The sequence below is a fragment of the Amycolatopsis sp. NPDC054798 genome (genome assembly GCF_053611505.1).
In genome coordinates this window covers 1-17,760 of sequence record NZ_JBSHAM010000131.1, presented here as the reverse complement: position 1 = coordinate 17,760, position 17,760 = coordinate 1, and the positions used below count along the sequence as shown (strand labels likewise).

General features: G+C 70.9%; 14 protein-coding genes, 1 pseudogene and 1 riboswitch. Of the genes and pseudogenes, 14 read left to right on the top strand and 1 reads right to left on the bottom strand.

Going from position 1 to position 17,760, the window contains the following annotated elements:
- The first annotated feature begins 134 nt into the window (after positions 1 to 134).
- The 6 genes from pgeF (at position 135) to ACWGIC_RS40995 (ending at position 4,316) form a co-directional block, all read left to right on the top strand.
- On the top strand, positions 135 to 848 hold the full coding sequence (gene pgeF, locus ACWGIC_RS41020; RefSeq protein ID WP_452081350.1) for a peptidoglycan editing factor PgeF: 714 nt from the start codon (positions 135 to 137) through the stop codon (positions 846 to 848).
- Positions 845 to 1,597, top strand: coding sequence for a YggS family pyridoxal phosphate-dependent enzyme (locus tag ACWGIC_RS41015; protein ID WP_452081349.1), 753 nt, complete (start codon positions 845 to 847; stop codon positions 1,595 to 1,597). The genes pgeF and ACWGIC_RS41015 overlap by 4 nt, the downstream gene beginning before the upstream one ends.
- 80 nt (positions 1,598 to 1,677) lie before the next feature.
- Positions 1,678 to 2,250 carry a cell division protein SepF gene (locus tag ACWGIC_RS41010; RefSeq protein WP_452081348.1) on the top strand — a complete coding sequence of 191 codons (573 nt, stop codon included), beginning with the start codon at positions 1,678 to 1,680 and terminating at the stop codon, positions 2,248 to 2,250.
- 115 nt (positions 2,251 to 2,365) lie between these two features.
- Positions 2,366 to 2,638 (top strand): YggT family protein, encoded by a 273-nt coding sequence (locus tag ACWGIC_RS41005; RefSeq protein WP_037367937.1) that lies wholly within the window; start codon positions 2,366 to 2,368, stop codon positions 2,636 to 2,638.
- 53 nt (positions 2,639 to 2,691) lie between these two features.
- Entirely contained in the window at positions 2,692 to 3,543 is an 852-nt protein-coding gene (gene wag31 / locus ACWGIC_RS41000) for a DivIVA-like cell division protein Wag31 (protein ID WP_452081347.1), read from the top strand.
- Between the two features lie 152 nt (positions 3,544 to 3,695).
- Entirely contained in the window at positions 3,696 to 4,316 is a 621-nt protein-coding gene (locus tag ACWGIC_RS40995) for a hypothetical protein (protein WP_452081346.1), read from the top strand.
- Here ACWGIC_RS40995 and ACWGIC_RS40990 read toward each other — a convergent pair.
- Positions 4,261 to 5,049 (bottom strand): ArsR/SmtB family transcription factor, encoded by a 789-nt coding sequence (locus ACWGIC_RS40990; protein WP_452081345.1) that lies wholly within the window; start codon positions 5,047 to 5,049, stop codon positions 4,261 to 4,263. The genes ACWGIC_RS40995 and ACWGIC_RS40990 overlap by 56 nt on opposite strands.
- A gap of 64 nt (positions 5,050 to 5,113) precedes the next feature.
- Here ACWGIC_RS40990 and ACWGIC_RS40985 point away from each other — a divergent pair, with 64 nt between their 5' ends.
- The 8 genes and pseudogenes from ACWGIC_RS40985 to ACWGIC_RS40950 all read left to right on the top strand — a co-directional run bounded on the left by ACWGIC_RS40985 (position 5,114) and on the right by ACWGIC_RS40950 (position 17,461).
- Positions 5,114 to 6,463: an MFS transporter gene (locus ACWGIC_RS40985; RefSeq protein WP_452081344.1), complete on the top strand. Its 1,350-nt coding sequence runs from the start codon at positions 5,114 to 5,116 to the stop codon at positions 6,461 to 6,463.
- 227 nt (positions 6,464 to 6,690) lie between these two features.
- Positions 6,691 to 9,852, top strand: coding sequence for an isoleucine--tRNA ligase (gene ileS, locus ACWGIC_RS40980; protein ID WP_452081343.1), 3,162 nt, complete (start codon positions 6,691 to 6,693; stop codon positions 9,850 to 9,852).
- A 79-nt stretch (positions 9,853 to 9,931) separates the two neighbouring features.
- Positions 9,932 to 10,273, top strand: a pseudogene (locus ACWGIC_RS40975) (helix-turn-helix domain-containing protein); the annotation flags it as partial.
- A 124-nt stretch (positions 10,274 to 10,397) separates the two neighbouring features.
- Positions 10,398 to 11,777: an amino acid permease gene (locus ACWGIC_RS40970; protein WP_452081342.1), complete on the top strand. Its 1,380-nt coding sequence runs from the start codon at positions 10,398 to 10,400 to the stop codon at positions 11,775 to 11,777.
- A gap of 176 nt (positions 11,778 to 11,953) precedes the next feature.
- Positions 11,954 to 13,555, top strand: coding sequence for a penicillin-binding transpeptidase domain-containing protein (locus tag ACWGIC_RS40965; protein WP_452081341.1), 1,602 nt, complete (start codon positions 11,954 to 11,956; stop codon positions 13,553 to 13,555).
- A 48-nt stretch (positions 13,556 to 13,603) separates the two neighbouring features.
- Positions 13,604 to 14,299, top strand: a complete 696-nt coding sequence (locus ACWGIC_RS40960; protein WP_452081340.1) for an ArsR/SmtB family transcription factor — start codon at positions 13,604 to 13,606, stop codon at positions 14,297 to 14,299.
- A 98-nt stretch (positions 14,300 to 14,397) separates the two neighbouring features.
- Entirely contained in the window at positions 14,398 to 15,876 is a 1,479-nt protein-coding gene (locus ACWGIC_RS40955) for a potassium/proton antiporter (RefSeq protein WP_452081339.1), read from the top strand.
- A gap of 95 nt (positions 15,877 to 15,971) precedes the next feature.
- Positions 15,972 to 16,086: riboswitch (SAM riboswitch) on the top strand.
- A gap of 40 nt (positions 16,087 to 16,126) precedes the next feature.
- On the top strand, positions 16,127 to 17,461 hold the full coding sequence (locus ACWGIC_RS40950) for an aminotransferase class V-fold PLP-dependent enzyme (RefSeq protein WP_452081338.1): 1,335 nt from the start codon (positions 16,127 to 16,129) through the stop codon (positions 17,459 to 17,461).
- Positions 17,462 to 17,760: the final 299 nt, after the last annotated feature.

Here is a 17,760-nt window from a genome sequence, read left to right as displayed (position 1 = left end):
GTTTTATTTCTCGTGGTCACGGAGATGTTTATACGTGACAGGTCTCTCGTGAGCGTTCATGCCGGTTAGAACCGGCATGAACACTCACGAGACTCGACCCGGGCAGCCGACGCGGTTTTTGGCAGGATGGCGGGGTGCGAGTACGACGAGTGGTCACGACCAGGGCCGGCGGGGCATCCCGGCCGCCGTACGAGAGTTTCAACCTCGGCGACCACGTCGGCGACGACGCGGGCGACGTCTACGCCAACCGCAAGCGGCTGGCGTCCGAACTCGGCCTCGCCGAGGACCGGCTGGCGTGGATGGAGCAGGTGCACGGCCGCACCGCCACCATCGTGGACGGCACCGAGACCTCGGCCGCCGAAGCCACCGACGCGCTGGTGACCGACCGGCCGGGCGTCGCGCTCGTGGTGCTGGTCGCCGACTGCGTCCCGGTGCTCATGGCGGATCCGGAAGCCGGTGTCGTCGCCGCGGTGCACGCGGGCCGGGTCGGCGCGCGCGTCGGCGTGGTGCCCGCCGCGCTGGAGGCGATGCGCGAACTCGGCGCCGAACCGGGCCGCGTCGAAGCGTTGCTGGGCCCGGCGATCTGCGGCGACTGCTACGAGGTCCCGGCCGCGATGGCGGCGGACGTCGAGAAGCATCTGCCCGGCAGCTCCTGCAAAACGCGCAAGGGCACCGCTGGTCTGGACCTGCGCGCCGGGCTCTGGCAGCAGCTGGCCGACCTGGGCGTCGGACGGGTCGGCGCGGATCCGCGGTGCACCGCGGAGGACAAGACGCTGTTCAGCTACCGCCGGGACGGCACCACCGGCCGGATCGCGGGCATCACCTGGCTGGAAGAGGAGAAGGCGTGACCGAGGACGCGGCGGAGAAGACGGCCGCGCGGCGGGCGGAGCTGGCGGCGTCGCTGGCCGCGGTCGAAGACCGCATCGCGACCGCCTGCGCGGAGGCCGGGCGTTCCCGCGACGAGGTGCGGCTGCTGGGCGTCACCAAGACCTTCCCGGCGGCCGACGCCGCGCTGCTGACCGACCTCGGGCTGCTGAACCTCGCCGAAAACCGCGACCAGGAAGCCGGTCCGAAGGCGGCCGAGGTCGCCGAATTGCGTCCGGAAGCCGCGCCGCGCTGGCACATGGTCGGGCGGCTGCAGCGGAACAAGGCGCGTTCGGTCGTGCGCTGGGCGGCCGAGGTGCAGTCGGTCGACTCGGCTCGGCTCGCCGACGCGCTCGCCCGGGCGGTCGCCGCCGCGCAGGAGGCGGGCGAGCGGACCGGACCGCTCGACGTCCTGGTCCAGGTGAGCCTCGACGGCGACGTCTCGCGCGGCGGGACCCCGCTGGAGGAGGTCGACGCCCTCGCCGGCCGCATCGCCCGCACGGGGGAGCTGCGACTGCGCGGCGTGATGGCCGTGGCCCCGTTGGGGGAGGACCCGGGCACCGCTTTTGCCCGCCTGGCCCAGGCGGCGGAAAGAGTCCGCGCCCGGTATCCGGAAGCGGCTGACGTGTCCGCCGGAATGAGCCATGATCTGGACCAGGCGATCCGGCACGGCTCGACGTGTGTGCGTGTCGGAACCGCGTTGCTCGGCGGGCGCGGTTTAGCCTCGCCGTAGGGAGTCCGCCCGGTGGTCACGTTTCGTGTCCGGCCGGGCGGGGCACAACGGTGCGGGAGCGGCAAGGGCTAGGGAGAGGCATGAGCGCGCTGCAGAAGCTGAAGGCCTACTTCGGGATGGTGCCCGCGGACGAAGACGGCTACGACGACGGTTACGACGAGTACGACGACGGTTACGACCAGCCGCCAGCCCGGTCCCGGGCCCGCTACCGCGACGTCGAAGAGAGCTACGACGAGCCCGCCGCGCGCGTCCGGTCGCGGTCGATGGCGGCCGAGCCGGCCACCCACGGCGCGCTCGCCGTGGACCGCCAGCCGGAGCCGGTCGCCCGGCTGCGGCCGGTCGCCGAACCGGTCGCCGCGCCGGCGCGGGACCCGCTCAGCCGGATCACCACCCTGCACCCCACGAGCTACATCGAGGCGCGGGCGATCGGCGAGCACTACCGCGAGGGCATCCCGGTGATCATCAACCTCACCGAGATGGAGAACGCGGACGCCAAGCGGATCGTGGACTTCGCGGCGGGACTGGCGTTCGCCGTGCGCGGGTCGATGGACAAGGTCACCAACAAGGTGTTCCTTCTCTCACCGCCCGACGTCGACGTGACCGCCGAGGACCGCAGGCGGATCGCCGAGGGCGGATTGTTCCTGCGCGGGTGAACATCATCGGACCGCTGGGCGCAGCCAGACGTGATTTTGTCGACTATGCCGCCCTGGAAGCGGCTGGTCGCGCCCAACCGGGCTGTCCCCCGCTAGAGTGGTCGCCGTGAATGCTGTGTGGCTTGCGATCTGGTACGTGCTGTTTGCCTTCTGGCTGCTGCTCACGGCCCGGATCGTGGTCGAGCTCGTGCGGACTTTCGCACGGGAATGGCGTCCCGCCGGAGGGGTTGCGGTGACGCTCGAGACCATCTACACAGTGACCGACCCGCCGGTGCGGTTGTTCCGCAGGATCATTCCGATGGTCCGGATCGGCGGCGTAGGACTGGACTTGTCGATTATGGTGCTGCTGTTGGTTGTGTTCTTCGCGATGCAACTGACACCCAGGTGATCGGGGAAAACCCGGGTGTGTCCTGCAGGCCATGGAGTGCGTGAGGTGATCTGATGTCGTTGACCCCCGCTGACGTGCATAACGTCGCGTTCAGCAAGCCGCCCATCGGCAAGAGGGGCTACAACGAGGACGAGGTGGACGCGTTCCTCGACCTGGTGGAGACCGAGCTTGCCCGGTTGATCGAGGACAACAACGAGCTGCGCCAGCAGGTGGAGCAGCTCGACAACGAGCTGGAATCGACCCGCTCGGAACTCGAGAACGCGAAGGTCGCCGGCCCGCCGCCGGGCCGCGACCCCGAGCCGTCGCGGCGGCTCGCCCCGGTTCCGCCTCCCGCTTCGGCGATGGAGCAGACCCAGGCGCACTCGATGGTCCCCGACAGCGCCGAGCCGAACGTCCAGGCCGCCAAGGTGCTCGGCCTGGCGCAGGAGATGGCCGACCGGCTCACCGCCGAGGCGAAGACCGAGTCCGACGGCATGCTGGCGGAGGCGCGGACCAAGTCCGAGCAGCTGCTCTCCGATGCCCGGGCGAAGTCCGACTCGATGGTGAACGAGGCGCGCACGCGCGCCGAGACGATGCTGAACGACGCGCGCACGCGCGCCGAGACGCTGGAGCGCCAGGCGCGCGACAAGGCGACCACGATGGAACGCGAGTCGCAGCGCAAGTACACCGAGACGATGAACAACCTGAACGCCGAGAAGGGCGCTCTGGGCAAGAAGATCGAGGAACTCCGCACGATCGAGCGCGAATACCGCACCCGGCTGCGCGGTTTCCTCGAGTCCCAGCTGCGCGAGCTGGACGACCGCGGCTCCGCGGCCCCGGCGTCGGCGTCCTCGGGTTCGAGCCAGTCCTCGACCGGCAGCAGCGGTCAGGGCTACTCGTTCGGCCCGCGCGCCGAGGCCGGCTGACCTACCGCCGTTACGCACCCCGCCGGATGACCTTCCGACCCGGCGGGGTTTCGGCGTGTCCCGCTCCGGTGCCGCCACAGCGGGGCACCGGAGCGGTACGCCGCGTGGGCGGGTCGCGCCCGGATACCGGGCCGCCCGTGTTGTAATTCAGCGTGCTCTACATCGTCCTCCTTCTGGTGCTGGCGGCTCTCGGGCTGCTCGTCACGGCGCTCATCACGGGCACCTCGCTGTGGGCCTGGGTTTCCATCGGCCTGTCCGTGCTCGCCGGGCTCCTCCTGCTCGTCGACTGGCTGCGGCGGCGCAAGCGCGCGGACGCCGAGCCCGGTGCCGACGCGGAGCCGGACGCGGATGCGGAGGAGGACTCGGCGGACGAGAAGCCCGCGGAGGACAAGGACGACGAGGCCCCGGCCGAGACGGACGCCGAACAGACCGCGCTGCTTCCCAAGGCAGGCGAGCTGGGCGATCCGGCGGACGTGCCGGAACCGGAGACGGGGAAGCCCGTTTCGGGAAGCGAGCCCAAGTCCGCGGCGAAGGCGGTGCGCGACACGCCGCCCGGCGTGGAGGAGACCGCGCCGGAAGACCTAGAGGTGGTCAAGGAACTCGAGGACGAGGTCGTGGTCGTCGACGAGTACCCGCGCTATCACCTGGTGGACTGCGGCTGGCTGTCCGGCCGCGACACGATCCCGATCGGCGTCGGGGAGGCCCGGCAGCTCGGCTTCACGCCGTGTGCGCGGTGCGGTCCGGACGCGGTGCTGGCCGCGGCACACCGCTGACCCCCAGCACCTCTTCAAGCACCCTCGCGCCGCTTTCGGTCAGCTGTACCGCTCGATGTGCTTTCGCGCGCGAACGGAGCCATCCCGCGTCCAGGAACCGCTGCGTGACCGCCGCACCCAATGCCCCGGCCAAGTGGTGCCGCTGTTCCGTCCAATCAAGGCAAAACCTCAGCAGCGGACGACGGTTCTTCTTCGCCGCCGCGACATCTACGCCTAACGCGGCGAAGACGTCGTCGGCAGCGGGTCCCAGCACGTACGGATGTTCTTGCAGCTGCGACGAAATCCGGTCCCCGGGCCGCCGCCGGGTGGTCGGCTCACCGTCCACAGTGGCCAGTGCGCCCCGGTCGAGCAATGCCGCGGTGACAGTCACGCCTAGCCGCCCGGCGACGTGGTCGTAGCACAATCTCGCGGTGCGCAAGGCTTCCGCGCGCGTGCCCTCCCGCAGCGAGCGGACGGGGCGCGCGGGGGAGTGCCGGGCGAGCGCTTCCAGCAGTTCCGGAGCCGCGCCGGCGATGCGGTAAAACCGGTGCCTGCCGGACTTTTCCGCGGTCACCAGGCCCGCTGCCAGGAGTTTCGAAAGGTGCGCGCTGACGCCCTGCGCGGTCAGGCCCGCTTCGCCGGCCAGCACGGACGCGGCCAGCGAACGCCCGTCCGCGAGGGCCATCAGCACGCGGACCCGCGCCGGATCGGCGAACAGGGCGGCGGTGCGCGCGATGTCGGCGTCTCCTTCCATGCGTCCAGCATGCCCCCGGCACACTTCCGCCGCGACGGAAGCGTCCCCGGTGTCTGCTGGACCCATGCGCACCGCGATCTTGTTCACCATGTGCGCCGGGATGTTCCTGGTGCAGCTTGACGTCACCGTCGTCAACGTCGCTCTTCCCACCCTCGGCAGCGAACTGCACGCCGACGTCCCGCAGTTGCAGTGGGTGGTGGCCGGGTATTCGGTCGTGCTCGCTGCGTTGCTGCTGACCGGGGGAGCGCTCGGCGACGTCCTCGGGCATCGCGGCGTGGTGCTGGCCGGGCTGGTCGTTTTCGGCGCCGCGTCGGCCGCGTGCGGGCTGGCGCGGTCGGCGGGGTGGCTCGTCGCGGCTCGTGCGGTGCAAGGGGTCGGGGCGGCGTTGTTGCTGCCGGGCACGATGGCCGTGCTCACCGGGACGTTCCCCGGCCGTGCGGAACGCGCCCGCGCGCTGGGGGTCTGGGCCGGGATTTCGGCGCTCGCCCTGCCCGCCGGGCCGCTGCTGGGCGGGATTCTCGTGCAGGCGGCCGGATGGCGGCCGGTGTTCTGGCTGAACGTTCCGATCGTCGCCGCGGCGGCCGTCGCGACTCGCCGGCTGGTGCCGCCGGACGTCCGGAAACCGGGCCGCGTCGACGTTCCGGGGGCGGCGGCCGCGGCGCTGGCGCTCGGGGCCGGGGTGTATGCGGTGATCGCGAAAACGCCGTGGGCCGGGTGGCTCGCGGCCGCGGCGGCAGTGGCGTTCGTGGTCGTGGAGAAGCGCTCCGCCGAACCGATGCTGCCGCTGTCGCTGCTGCGGTCCCGGCAGACGGCGGGCGCGAACCTGGTGTCCGCGGCGATGAACTTCGCCGGCCTCGGTTCGGTGCTGGTGTTCACGCTCTATCTGCAGGACATCCTCGGCGCGGGCCCGATCGCCGCCGGGGTCGCGATGCTGCCGATGTTCGTCCCGCTGGTGCTGCTCGGCCCGGTCACCGGACGGCTCACCGCGAAGTTCGGCCCGCGCCCGCAGATCCTGGCCGGGCTCCTGCTCGGCGCGGCGGCGATGCTGAACCTGCTGCGGATCGGCCCCGGCACCGGGTACGGCACGTTGCTGCCGACCCTGCTGGTGCTCAGTGTCGGGATGGGACTGCTCACTGCCGCCGTGGTGACCGCGGCGGTGGCCGACGCACCAGGGGAGCGCGCGGGCATCGCGGGCGGGATCAACAACGCGGCACGGCAGGCGGGCGGTGCGCTCGGCGTGGCGGTTTTCGGTGCGGTGGCGGGGGAACCGGCGGCGCACGCGTCGTTCGTGCACGGCTTGCACCTGCTCGGGTTCGCCTCGGCCGGGCTGTGGCTGGCGGCCGCGGCGCTCACGGCGGCGACGGTGCGCAGCCGGGGCAGGCGGAAAGCGGTTCGCGGCGAGGAGTTAGCCTGAAAGCAGCAAGGCGTCGATCCGGCCATCACCGGGGAGCCTCCGGAAGAACCGGGCGCGAGCCCGCAGTAGAACCGGACGGGTGCGGCCCGTGACAGCCGTGCAACGAGTGGCCCGGGAGCAGCGTGCCGGGCAAGCGGGGTGGTACCGCGTGACGCGCGAGCGTCTCGTCCCCGTGTGGGCGGCCGCCGGTCGCCCGTACGAGCGACGAACGCAAGGAGCGCACCCGGATGTACCCCCAGGCTTCGCCGGGCGGAGAGACCACGGTCCCGTCCCAGCCGTCGTTCCCCGCGCTGGAGGAGAGCGTCCTCGCGTACTGGGAGAGCGACCGGACCTTCCAGGCGACCGTCGACGCCCGCCCCGAGGGCACGAACGGCGACAACGAGTACGTCTTCTACGACGGACCGCCCTTCGCCAACGGCCTCCCGCACTACGGGCACCTGCTCACCGGGTACGTCAAGGACATCGTCCCGCGCTACCAGACGATGAAGGGCAAGCACGTCGAGCGCCGGTTCGGCTGGGACACCCACGGCCTGCCCGCCGAACTCGAGGCGATGCGGCAGCTCGGGATCACCGAGACGACCGAGATCGAAGAGATGGGCATCGCGAAGTTCAACGAGGCTTCGCGCGAGTCCGTGCTGCGCTACACCGACGAATGGCGCGACTACGTGACGCGCCAGGCCCGCTGGGTCGACTTCGACAACGACTACAAAACGCTCGACGTCACCTACATGGAGTCGGTGCTCTGGGCGTTCAAACGCTTGTGGGACAAGGGACTCGTCTACGAGGGCTACCGTGTCCTGCCTTACTGCTGGCGCGACGCGACGCCGCTGTCCAACCACGAGCTGGGCATGGACGCCGACGTCTACCGCAACCGGCAGGACCCGGCCGTCACGGTCGGATTCCGCATCGAGGGCAACGGCAACGACCTCGACGGCACGTATCTGCTGATCTGGACCACGACACCGTGGACGCTGCCGTCCAACCTCGCGACCGCGGTGCACCCGGAGGTGCAGTACGTCGTCGTCGAAAGCGAGGGCAAGCGGTTCCTGCTCGCCGAGGCGCGCGTCGCCGCGTACGCCCGCGAACTTGGCGAGGAGCCGACGGTCGTCGCGCACTACACCGGCGCGGAACTGCTCGGAACCCGTTACGCCCCACCGTTCCCGTACTTCGTCGGCACGGAGAACGCGCACCGCGTGCTTTCCGCGGACTACGTCACCACCGAAGACGGCACCGGCGTCGTGCACATCGCGCCCGCCTACGGCGCCGAGGACAAGGTCGTCACCGACGCGGCCGGGATCACCCCGGTGACGCCGGTCGACGCGCACGGCAAGTTCGACGACACCGTGCCGGACTACGCCGGGCAGCAGGTTTTCGACGCGAACCCGGACATCGTGCGGGACCTCAAGAACGGCACCGGCGGCGCGGAGCGCCAGGGCGCGGTGCTGCTGCGGCACGAGACCTACGACCACTCCTACCCGCACTGCTGGCGCTGCCGGAACCCGCTGATCTACCGCGCGGTGTCGTCGTGGTTCGTCGCGGTGACGCAGTTCAAGGACCGGATGGTCGAGCTGAACCAGCAGATCACCTGGTACCCGGAGAACGTCAAGGACGGCCAGTTCGGCAAGTGGCTGGAGAACGCCATCGACTGGTCGATCTCCCGCAACCGCTACTTCGGCACGCCGATCCCGGTGTGGCGCTCGGACGACCCGGCCTACCCGCGCGTCGACGTCTACGGCTCGCTGGACGAGCTGGAGGCGGACTTCGGCGTGCGGCTGGACAACCTGCACCGGCCCTACATCGACGAGCTGACCCGGCCGAACCCGGACGACCCGACCGGCAAGTCGACGATGCGCCGCGTGCCGGACGTGCTCGACGTGTGGTTCGACTCCGGCTCGATGCCGTACGCCCAGGTGCACTATCCGTTCGAGAACCGCGAATGGTTCGAGCACCACTACCCGAGCGATTTCATCGTGGAGTACATCGGGCAGACCCGCGGCTGGTTCTACCTGCTGCACGTGCTCGCGACCGCGCTGTTCGACCGGCCGGCGTTCCGCACCTGCGTGTCGCACGGCATCGTGCTCGGCTCCGACGGCCAGAAGATGTCGAAGTCGCTGCGGAACTACCCGGACGTCAACGAGGTCTTCGACCGCGACGGGTCCGACGCCATGCGGTGGTACCTCATGGCGAGCCCGATCCTGCGCGGCGGCAACCTCGTGGTGACCGACCGGGGGATCCGCGACGCGGTCCGCCAGGCCGTGCTGCCGCTGTGGAACTCGTACTATTTCCTTGCCCTGTACGCGAACGCCGAAGGCAAGCAGGGGCAGTGGCGCACGGATTCGCCGCATCTGCTCGACCGGTACGTGCTGGCGAAAACGCACGAACTCGTCACCGACGTCGAGTCCGCGATGGACGGCTACGACATCGCGGGCGCGTGCCAGACCGTGCGGGACTTCCTCGAGGTGCTGACGAACTGGTACGTCCGCCGGTCGCGCGACCGTTTCTGGGCGGGCGAGCAGGACGCGATCGACACGCTGCACACCGTGCTGGAGGTGACCTGCCGGGTTGTCGCGCCGCTGCTGCCGCTCACCACCGAAACGGTGTGGCGCGGGCTGACCGGCGGCCGCTCGGTGCACCTGGCCGACTGGCCGAACGCGCTCGACCTGCCCGCCGACGCGGCGCTGGTGACCGCGATGGACAAGGTGCGGCAGGTGGCGTCGTCGGCGCTGGCGCTGCGCAAGGCGAACAAGCTGCGGGTGCGGCTGCCGCTGGCGAAGCTCGTGGTCGCGGCCGAAGACGTCGAACCGCTGCGCGGGTTCACCGAGATCCTGCGGGACGAGGTGAACGTGAAGTCGGTGGAGCTGACCACCGACGTCGCCGCGCACGGCACGTTCGAGGTCGCGGTGAACGCGCGGGCAGCCGGTCCGCGGCTCGGCAAGGCCGTGCAGCAGGTGATCAAGGCGGTCAAGGCGGGGGACTGGACGACGAACGCGTCCGGCGCGGTCGTGGCGGCGGGCGTCGAACTGGCCGAGGGCGAGTACGACCGGCGGCTGGTGGCCTCCGGCGGCGGCGCGGCGGCCGAACTGCCCGGCGGGGCCGGTCTGGTCGTGCTGGACACCGAGGTCACCGAAGACCTTGCCGCCGAGGGCCTGGCGCGCGACCTGGTCCGCGTGGTCCAGCAGGCCCGCCGCGAGGCCGGTCTCGACGTCGGCGACCGGATCTCGCTGACCGTGGACGCTGTGGGTGAGGTGACTGCCGCGGTGCGCAAGCACGAGGAGTTCGTCGCGTCCGAAACGCTCGCGGCGTCGGTGTCCTACGGCGAGGTGGCCGAGGGCTTCGACGGCACGGTCGGCGAGGGCCTGAAGGTCCGCGTGGCGGTCGCGAAGGCGTGAGCTGGCACGGTCTTGCTCCGGGCGCGGGTGCCCGGAGCAAGACCGTTTCGGCAAAGTTCTTGGCGAAGAGTTCGGCGCCGTGCTCGCCGCGGTCGGGCCTCGGCTGCGCGAGCTGCGCCGCCGCAGCGGGATCACTCTGCCCGCGTTGTCGGAGACCACCGGCATCGCGGTCAGCACCCTGTCGCGGCTGGAATCCGGGCGGTGCGAACCCGGCCGGGCTGACCGACCGGCTCGAACCGGATCCGCGTGCGCACGAGGGATACCACTGGCTGCACGTCCTCAGCGGGCGGCTGCGGATGATCGGGATTTCGTGCTCGGCACCGGCGAGGTCGCCGAATTCGGCACGCGTCTGCCGCACTGGTTCGGGAACGCCGATCAGCACGCGGCGGAATTCCTCAGCATCCTCGGTCCGCGGGGCGAAAATCCTCGGCCCGCGGGGCGAACGCTTCCGCCGCAAAGCCCGGTACCGGCCCGGACCGCCGCCTGCCTGACCGGCGCCAGGCCTCGGGTCCGCCGGCCGGGCGAGCGTCTGCTAGGGATTCCTCATGACTTCAGAAGCCGCCGCCGAACCGGCGACCGAGGGACTGTCCGCCGGCTTGCGCCAGCGGCACCTCGCCATGCTCGCGATGGGCGGCGTGATCGGTTCCGGATTGTTCGTCAGCTCCGGCGTCGGGATCAAGCTCGCCGGGCCCGGCATCGTGCTGTCCTTCGTGCTCGCGGGCACGCTCGCGATGCTGGTCATGCGCATGATGGCGGAAATGGCCGCCGCGATCCCGTCCAGCGGGTCGTTCTCCGTGCACGCCGAGCGCGCGTTCGGGCCGTGGGCCGGTTTCGCCATCGGCTGGCTGTACTGGGCCGCGCTGGTCGTCGTGCTCGCCGTGGAGGCCACCGCGGCGGCCATCATCGTCAACGGCTGGCTGCCCGGTGTTCCGCAGTGGGTGCTGGTCCTGGTCTTCATGGCGGTGCTGACCGCGTTCAACTTCACCGCGGTGTCCCGGTTCGGCGAACTCGAGTTCTGGCTGGCGCTGATCAAGGTCGTGGCGGTCGTGGGATTCCTGGTCCTCGGCGTGCTCGCGTTTTTCGGCGTGCTCCCGGGCACTTCTTTTGTCGGCACGGCCAATCTCCTCGGCTACGGCGGGCTGCTGCCCCACGGATGGCAAGGCGTCGGGACCGGGCTCCTCGCGGTGGTCTTCACCTTCGGCGGCCTGGAAGTGGTGACCATCGCGGCCGCGGAATCCGACGACCCCGCGCACGCCGTCGGCAGGGCGGTGCGCAACGCGGTCGTGCGGATTTCGGTGTTCTACATCGGTTCCATGCTGGTCATCGTGTCGCTCCTGCCGTGGACGAGCGTCCAGCCCGGGCAGAGCCCGTTCGCCGCGGTCCTCGAACGCATCGGGATCCCGGCGACCGGGCAGATCATGAACGTCGTCGTGCTGTTCGCCCTGCTGTCCACGCTGAACACCAACATGTACGGCGCGGCCCGCATGGTGTACTCGCTGGCGCGGCGCGGCCACGCTCCCCGCGCACTGACCAAAGTGGACAGTGCAGGGGTGCCCGTCTTCGCGGTCGCGGCTTCGGTGCTGTTCGGCTTCGTCGCCGTGGCGCTCAACGCGCTCTGGCCGGACACCGTGTTCCAGTACCTGCTCAACGCGGTCGGTTCCGTGCTGCTGATCGTGTGGATCATGGTCGCCTGCACCCAGTTGCGCGTGCGCCGGCAGCTGGAACGCACCGCGCCGGACAGCCTGACCGTGCGCATGTGGGGGTTCCCGTATCTGACCTGGGCGACGCTGGCCGCGATGGTGGCGATCCTGGCGGTGATGGCCGGGGATCCCAGCGCCAGGACCCAGCTGATCAGCTCGGGCGTGCTGGTGGCGGCGCTGGTCGTGGCCGGGGTGTGGTGGCAGCGCGCTCGCCGGAGGGCGTGACGCCTTGTCCGGTTCGGGCTTGGCCGCCCCGCCCCATCAAACTGTATAACGACCTATACATCCCGGCTTTGATCACGAAATCGTCCCGTTCCCCGAGGTAACGCCCGCTCTCGTCCAGCGATGGGCAAGCTGAGCCAGGGACGCGGGCGGACCGCGTGGGCGAGGGGGATGCGACGGTGAGTCCTGCCGCGAAGAAGGGCGTGCTGATCGGGAGCGCGCTGGCCGTGGTCGCGATCGTGGTGGCAGCGGTCGTGCTGCTCAACGGCGGGGGATCGACAGCGGCCTCGCCGGGTTCGGAGACGGCGTCGGCCGCCGCTCAGCCGAACGATCCGACGTCGGCAGCTCGCGAGTACCTGCTCGCCTTCGCCGGGAAGGACTCCGACGCCGCCAGCAAGGCCACCGACGAGCCGCTGGCGGCTTCGACCGCGATGCAGGACGCGTGGGGGATGCTGCACCCCACGCAGCTGACCGCCAAGCTCGGCGACGTCGGCGCGGCGCAGGGCGGCAAGGCCACGGCGGGCTACACCATCACCTGGAATCTCGGCCCCGGCCGCATCTGGACGTACTCCGGCACCCTCGGCCTCGTCCAGGCACAGGGCGCCTGGCGGGTCCACTGGGCGCCGACGGTGCTGCATCCCAAGCTGGAAGCGGGCCAGCGGCTGGCGCTCGCGTCCTCGGACGTCCCGGCAGTCGTCGACCGCGACGGCAAACCGCTCGTCGTCTCCGGCAGCGGCGGGCTGAAACTGGCTGACGACAAGGCGTTCCCGCTGCTCCGCAACGTGCTCACGGGACACGGGCAGGCGGCGCAGGCCTTCGCGGTCGAGCGCGTGGACAGCACGGGCAAGAACCTGGAGACCCTGTTCGGGAACCCGGACGGCGACCGCAAACCGGCCGTTACCGGGCTCAGCGCCGCCACTCAGAGCGCGGCGCAGAAGGCGGTTGACGGCTACCACGGCAAGGCGGTCCTCGTCGCCCTCCAGCCGTCCACCGGCGACCTGCTCGCGGTGGCGCAGAACGGCAGCGTCACCAACGCTTCCTCGGCGTTCAGCGGCCAGTACGCGCCGGGGTCGACGTTCAAGATCGTCACCGCGACCGCGGCGCTGGAAGCCGGGATGGTCACGCCGGATTCCTCGGTGCCGTGTCCGCTGACCGACCGGATCGGCACCCGCACGCTCTCCAACGAAGGCTTCGACCTCGGCACGACCACTGTGCACAAGGCGTTCGCGAAGTCCTGCAACACCACGTTCGCCCGGCTCGCGTCGCAGCTGCCCGCCGACGGGCTCGCGAAGGCGGCCACCCAGTTCGGCCTCAACGCGGACTTCGCGATCGACGGCCTGTCCACCGAGATGGGCCGCGTCGATCCGGCGGCGAACGCGGACGAGCAGGTCGAGGACGGCATCGGCCAGGGCAAGGTGCAGGTCAGCCCGATGGGCGCGGCGGTGATGGCGGCGACCGCGGCGTCCGGGCGCAGCGTCGTGCCCCGGCTGTGGGAGGACGGCACCAAGGTCAACACCGGCTACAACGCGCCGCCGTCCTCGGTGCTGTCGGCGTTGCGCGGAATGATGCGCGAGGTCGTCACCGGCGGAACGGCGACCGGGCTGTCCCACTCCGGTCCGGTGTTCGGCAAGACCGGCACCGCGCAGTTCGGGGACGGCGCGGAGGCGCACGGCTGGTTCGTCGGCTACCGCGGCGACCTGGCGTTCGCGGTGTTCCTGGAGGGGGCCAACGACTCCAAACCGGCCGTCTCGCTGGGCGCGAAGTTCCTCGACGCGCTGTAACGCGTCAGTTCGGCCGCGGCCGAAGCTTCCCCGCTCTACCGTGAGGACATGGAAACCGTCGCACTGGCCGAGGTCGCCGCCGTGCTCGCCGACCCGAGCCGCGCGACCATGTGCCTCGCTTTGCTCGACGGCCGCGCCTGGACTGTCGGCGAACTGGCGGCCGCGGCGCGGATCGCGGTCTCGACGGCCAGCGAGCACGTGACGCGGTTGGCCGACGCCGGGTTCGTGGCCCGGGTGAAGCAGGGACGGCACGCTTACGTCCGGCTGGCGAATCCGCGGGTCGCGGAGTTGATCGAGCATCTGGCGCAGCATGCCGAACTGAAACGGCCGGACGGGCTGCGGACTTCGTTGCGGGTACAGCGATTGTCGTTCGCGCGAAGCTGTTACGACCATCTGGCCGGGACGCTCGGGGTCGCGTTGCGGGACGGGATGGTCGAGCGGGGGCTGATCGACGTGTCGGACGGGCTCGCGCTGACCGGCGCCGGACGCGAGGTGCTGGCGGATCTCGGCGTGGCGGTCCCGGGTCGGCCGCGGCGGCCGTTGCTGCGCGACTGTCTGGATTGGACGGAGCGGCGGGAGCACCTGGCCGGCGCGGTCCCGGCGGCGGTGCTGGAGCGGGCGGTCGAGGCGGGATGGCTGACGCGGGACCAGCAGCGCGCGGTGCGGGTTCTGCCAGGTGCGAGGGGTCCGTTCGCGGCGTTGGGTGTCGATCTTGCGACGGTGAGTGCCGCCGAGGCGTCGTAACACACCTGCGTGGTCCCCCGACCGGTGGTGCGTGCTCGGGAACCGGACACTGCCTCACTATTCTGGACGCCTGCGGGCGACCGGGAGGGAGGCGGAGGATGGACCAGCTTCCCATGGTGCTGGGCGTCGGCGCGCTGGTTCTCGTCGTCTCGGTCGTCGCGGTGCGGGTGTCCATCCGGCTCGGATTCCCGTCGCTGCTGCTGTATCTCGGGATCGGCGTCGTGCTCGGCGAAGCCGGTTTCGGCATCCGCTTCGACAATCCGGCGCTCACCCAGTCCCTCGGCCTCGCTGCGCTCGTCCTGATCCTCACCGAAGGCGGGCTCACCACGCGCTGGTCCGCGGTGAAACCCTCGCTGGGGCCCGGAATCCTGCTGTCCACAGTGGCCGTGGTGATCAGCATCGCGGTCACCGGCGCGGCACTGCACTGGCTGCTCGGCCTCGACTGGCGGCTCGCCCTGCTGTGGGGCGCGGTCCTCGCGTCCACCGACGCCGCGGCAGTGTTTTCCGTGCTGCGCACGGCCGGCGTCGGCAAACGGCTCGTCGGCGCGCTGGAACTGGAATCCGGCATCAACGACGCGCCCGCCTACATCGCGGTCGTCGTGCTCGCCTCCGGCGAAGCGGTCGACTGGTCGCTGCCGCTGCTGGTGGTCTACGAACTGCTCACCGGCCTCGTGCTCGGCCTCGCGTTCGGCTGGCTCGGCGCGCAGGCGCTGCGCCGGGCCGCGCTCCCGGCGACCGGCCTGTACCCGCTCGCCACGGTGGCGGTGTGCGTGCTCGCGTACTCCTCGGGGCAGCTGGCGCACGCGTCCGGCCTGCTCGCCACCTACGTCGCCGGTCTGGTGCTCGGGAATTCCAAGCTGCCGCACCGGTCGGACACCCTCTCGTTCGCCGAAGGCCTCGGCTGGCTCGCGCAGATCGGCCTGTTCGTGCTGCTCGGGCTGTTCGCGTCGCCGGCCCGGCTGCTCGAAACGCTCATCCCCGGTTTGGTGGCGGGCGCCGTGGTGCTGCTGCTCGCGCGGCCGCTGTCGGTGGTCCTGTCGCTGCTGCCGTTCCGGTTGCCGTGGCGGGAACAGGCGTTCCTGTCCTGGGCGGGGCTGCGCGGCGCGGTGCCGATCGTGCTCGCGATGATCCCGCTGTCGGAGGGCGTGCCCGGCGCGCAGCGGCTCGTCGACGCCGTTTTCGTGCTCGTCATCGTGCTCACCGTGCTGCAGGGCGCGACACTCAGCCCGCTCGCGCGGATCCTCGGGCTGGCGAAGGCGACGCAGGCGCGCGAGATCGAGGTCGACGCCGCGCCGCTCGACGAACTCGGCGCGGAACTGCTGCAGGTGCGCATCCAAAAGGGGTCGAAGCTGCACGGCGTCTACCTGTCGGAACTGCGGTTGCCCGCCGGCGCGACCGTCAGTCTCGTGGTTCGCGGGGGAACGGCCTTCACCCCGCAGAAAACGAGCCGGTTGCAGGTCGAGGACCAGCTTCTGGTGGTCACGACCGCCGCCGACCGCGACGCGACCGAGCAGCGCATCCGGGCTGTCGACCGGGCCGGCCGCCTCGCCCGCTGGCGCGGGGAATCCGGGGCCTGACCCTTCTGTCCTTTGTGGACATTCCTGTGACCGCCGTCTCAGATCACGAGACGGGGCTGGTTTCGGTCCCCGGTTTTCCGCTATCGTCGGTTTCAGGTCATGAGTGCCAGCGCGAAGCCCCGGCTTGCTGGCCGGCAACCCTCCTACCGCGGTGGGGTGCCCCGGGTGAGGACCAGGCCGGTCGCGCAGTGCGGCGGGCAAGCGCGGGCCCCTCGCCGGGGGTCCCCCGGAACGCCGAGGAGGCACCGTCATGACTCTCGCACTCGACCGGTCCACGGAAACCACTGCTGTTCCCGCCATTCCCGCTGTCGCTGGTGCGGCACTGCGGGTGCCGTTGGTGACGGGCGGCGACATCGGCTACGCCAACCTCGACCACGCGGCCAGCGCGCCGTGTCTGGACGCGGTGCGCTCGGCGGTCGACGAGTTTCTTCCCTGGTACGCCAGCGTGCACCGCGGCGCTGGTTTCGCTTCGCAGGTTTCGACGCGGTTGTACGAGCGCACCCGGGACGTGGTGCGCCGGTTCGTGGACGCTCGCAGCGGTGATTCGGTGATCTTCACCCGGAACACGACGGACGCGTTCAACCTGCTGGCGAAAGCGTTGCCGCGCAAGACTTCTGTCGTGGTGTTCGACAGCGAGCACCACGCGGCGCTGCTGCCGTGGCGGGGTCCGAACGTCCGGCGCGTGCAGTTGCCGCGGACCCGGCTCGCCGCGGTGTCCGTTGTGGACGAAGCGCTCGCCGAATGCCCGCAGGGTCCTCGGTTGGTGGTCGTTGCCGGGGCGTCGAATGTGACCGGCGAGTTGCTGCCGGTGGCGGAGATCGCTGCGGTGGCCCGGAAACACGGGGCGCGGGTGGCGCTGGACGCTGCGCAGCTCGCTCCGCATCGGCGGATTTCGTTGCGGGAGCTGGACGTCGACTACGTGGCGTTGTCCGGGCACAAGTTGTACGCGCCGTTCGGGGCGGGGGCGTTGATCGGGCGCAGCGACTGGTTGCGGGCGGCTGAGCCGTATCTGGCCGGTGGGGGCGCTACGAAGCTCGTGACTGAGGAAGCCGTGGTGTGGAACAGCGGCGAGGAGCGGCACGAGGCTGGATCGCCGAATACCGTTGGCGTGTATGCGTTGGGGGTGGCTTGCGAGCAGCTGGCGGCGCATTGGGACGCGGTGGGCGAGCATGAGGCTGCGTTGCTGGAGAGGTTGCGCAAGGGGCTGGCTGGGCTGCCTGGATGTGCCGAGCTGCGGTTTTTTGACGCGCCGGTGGATCGGGTCGGCACGGTGAGTTTCGTGGTCGACGGGTTCGAGCCGGGGTGGCTGGCGGCGGTGCTGTCGGCTGAGTACGGGATTGGTGTGCGGGACGGGGCGTTCTGCGCGCATGTGGCTGCTCGGCGGTTGATTCGCGAGGCTGGGGGCGACGGGCAGCAGGCGGTTCGGGTGAGCCTTGGGCTGGGGAGCACCGAGGAGCATGTGGATCGGCTGGTGCTGGCGTTGCGGCAGATCGTGGCCCGGGGGGCTCGGTGGGGGTACGCGAAGGTGGACGGGCGGTGGGGGCCGGTGGACGACGGGCGGGAGTTGCCGGGGTTTTGTGCTTGAGGGGGTGAGGGGTTGGGGTTTGGTTTGGGGGACGGCGTCAGGGGGTTGGGGGAATGGCGCGGGGGTTGAGCGTGGGTTTGGGGGAATAGCGCCGGAGTAGGGGCGCGAGTTTGAGGGAACGGTGCCGGGGGTTGGGCGTGGGTTTGAGGGGACCGTGCCGGGGTTGGGCGCGGGTTTTGGTTGATGGTGCGGCAGGCGCGGCTGTGTTGGATGGCGCCGGCTTCGCCGTCGCGGGCGGGATCGCTTTTAGCCGACGTTTGGGCTGAGCGGCGGGAGGGGCCTGCGGCCTGTCCCGCCGC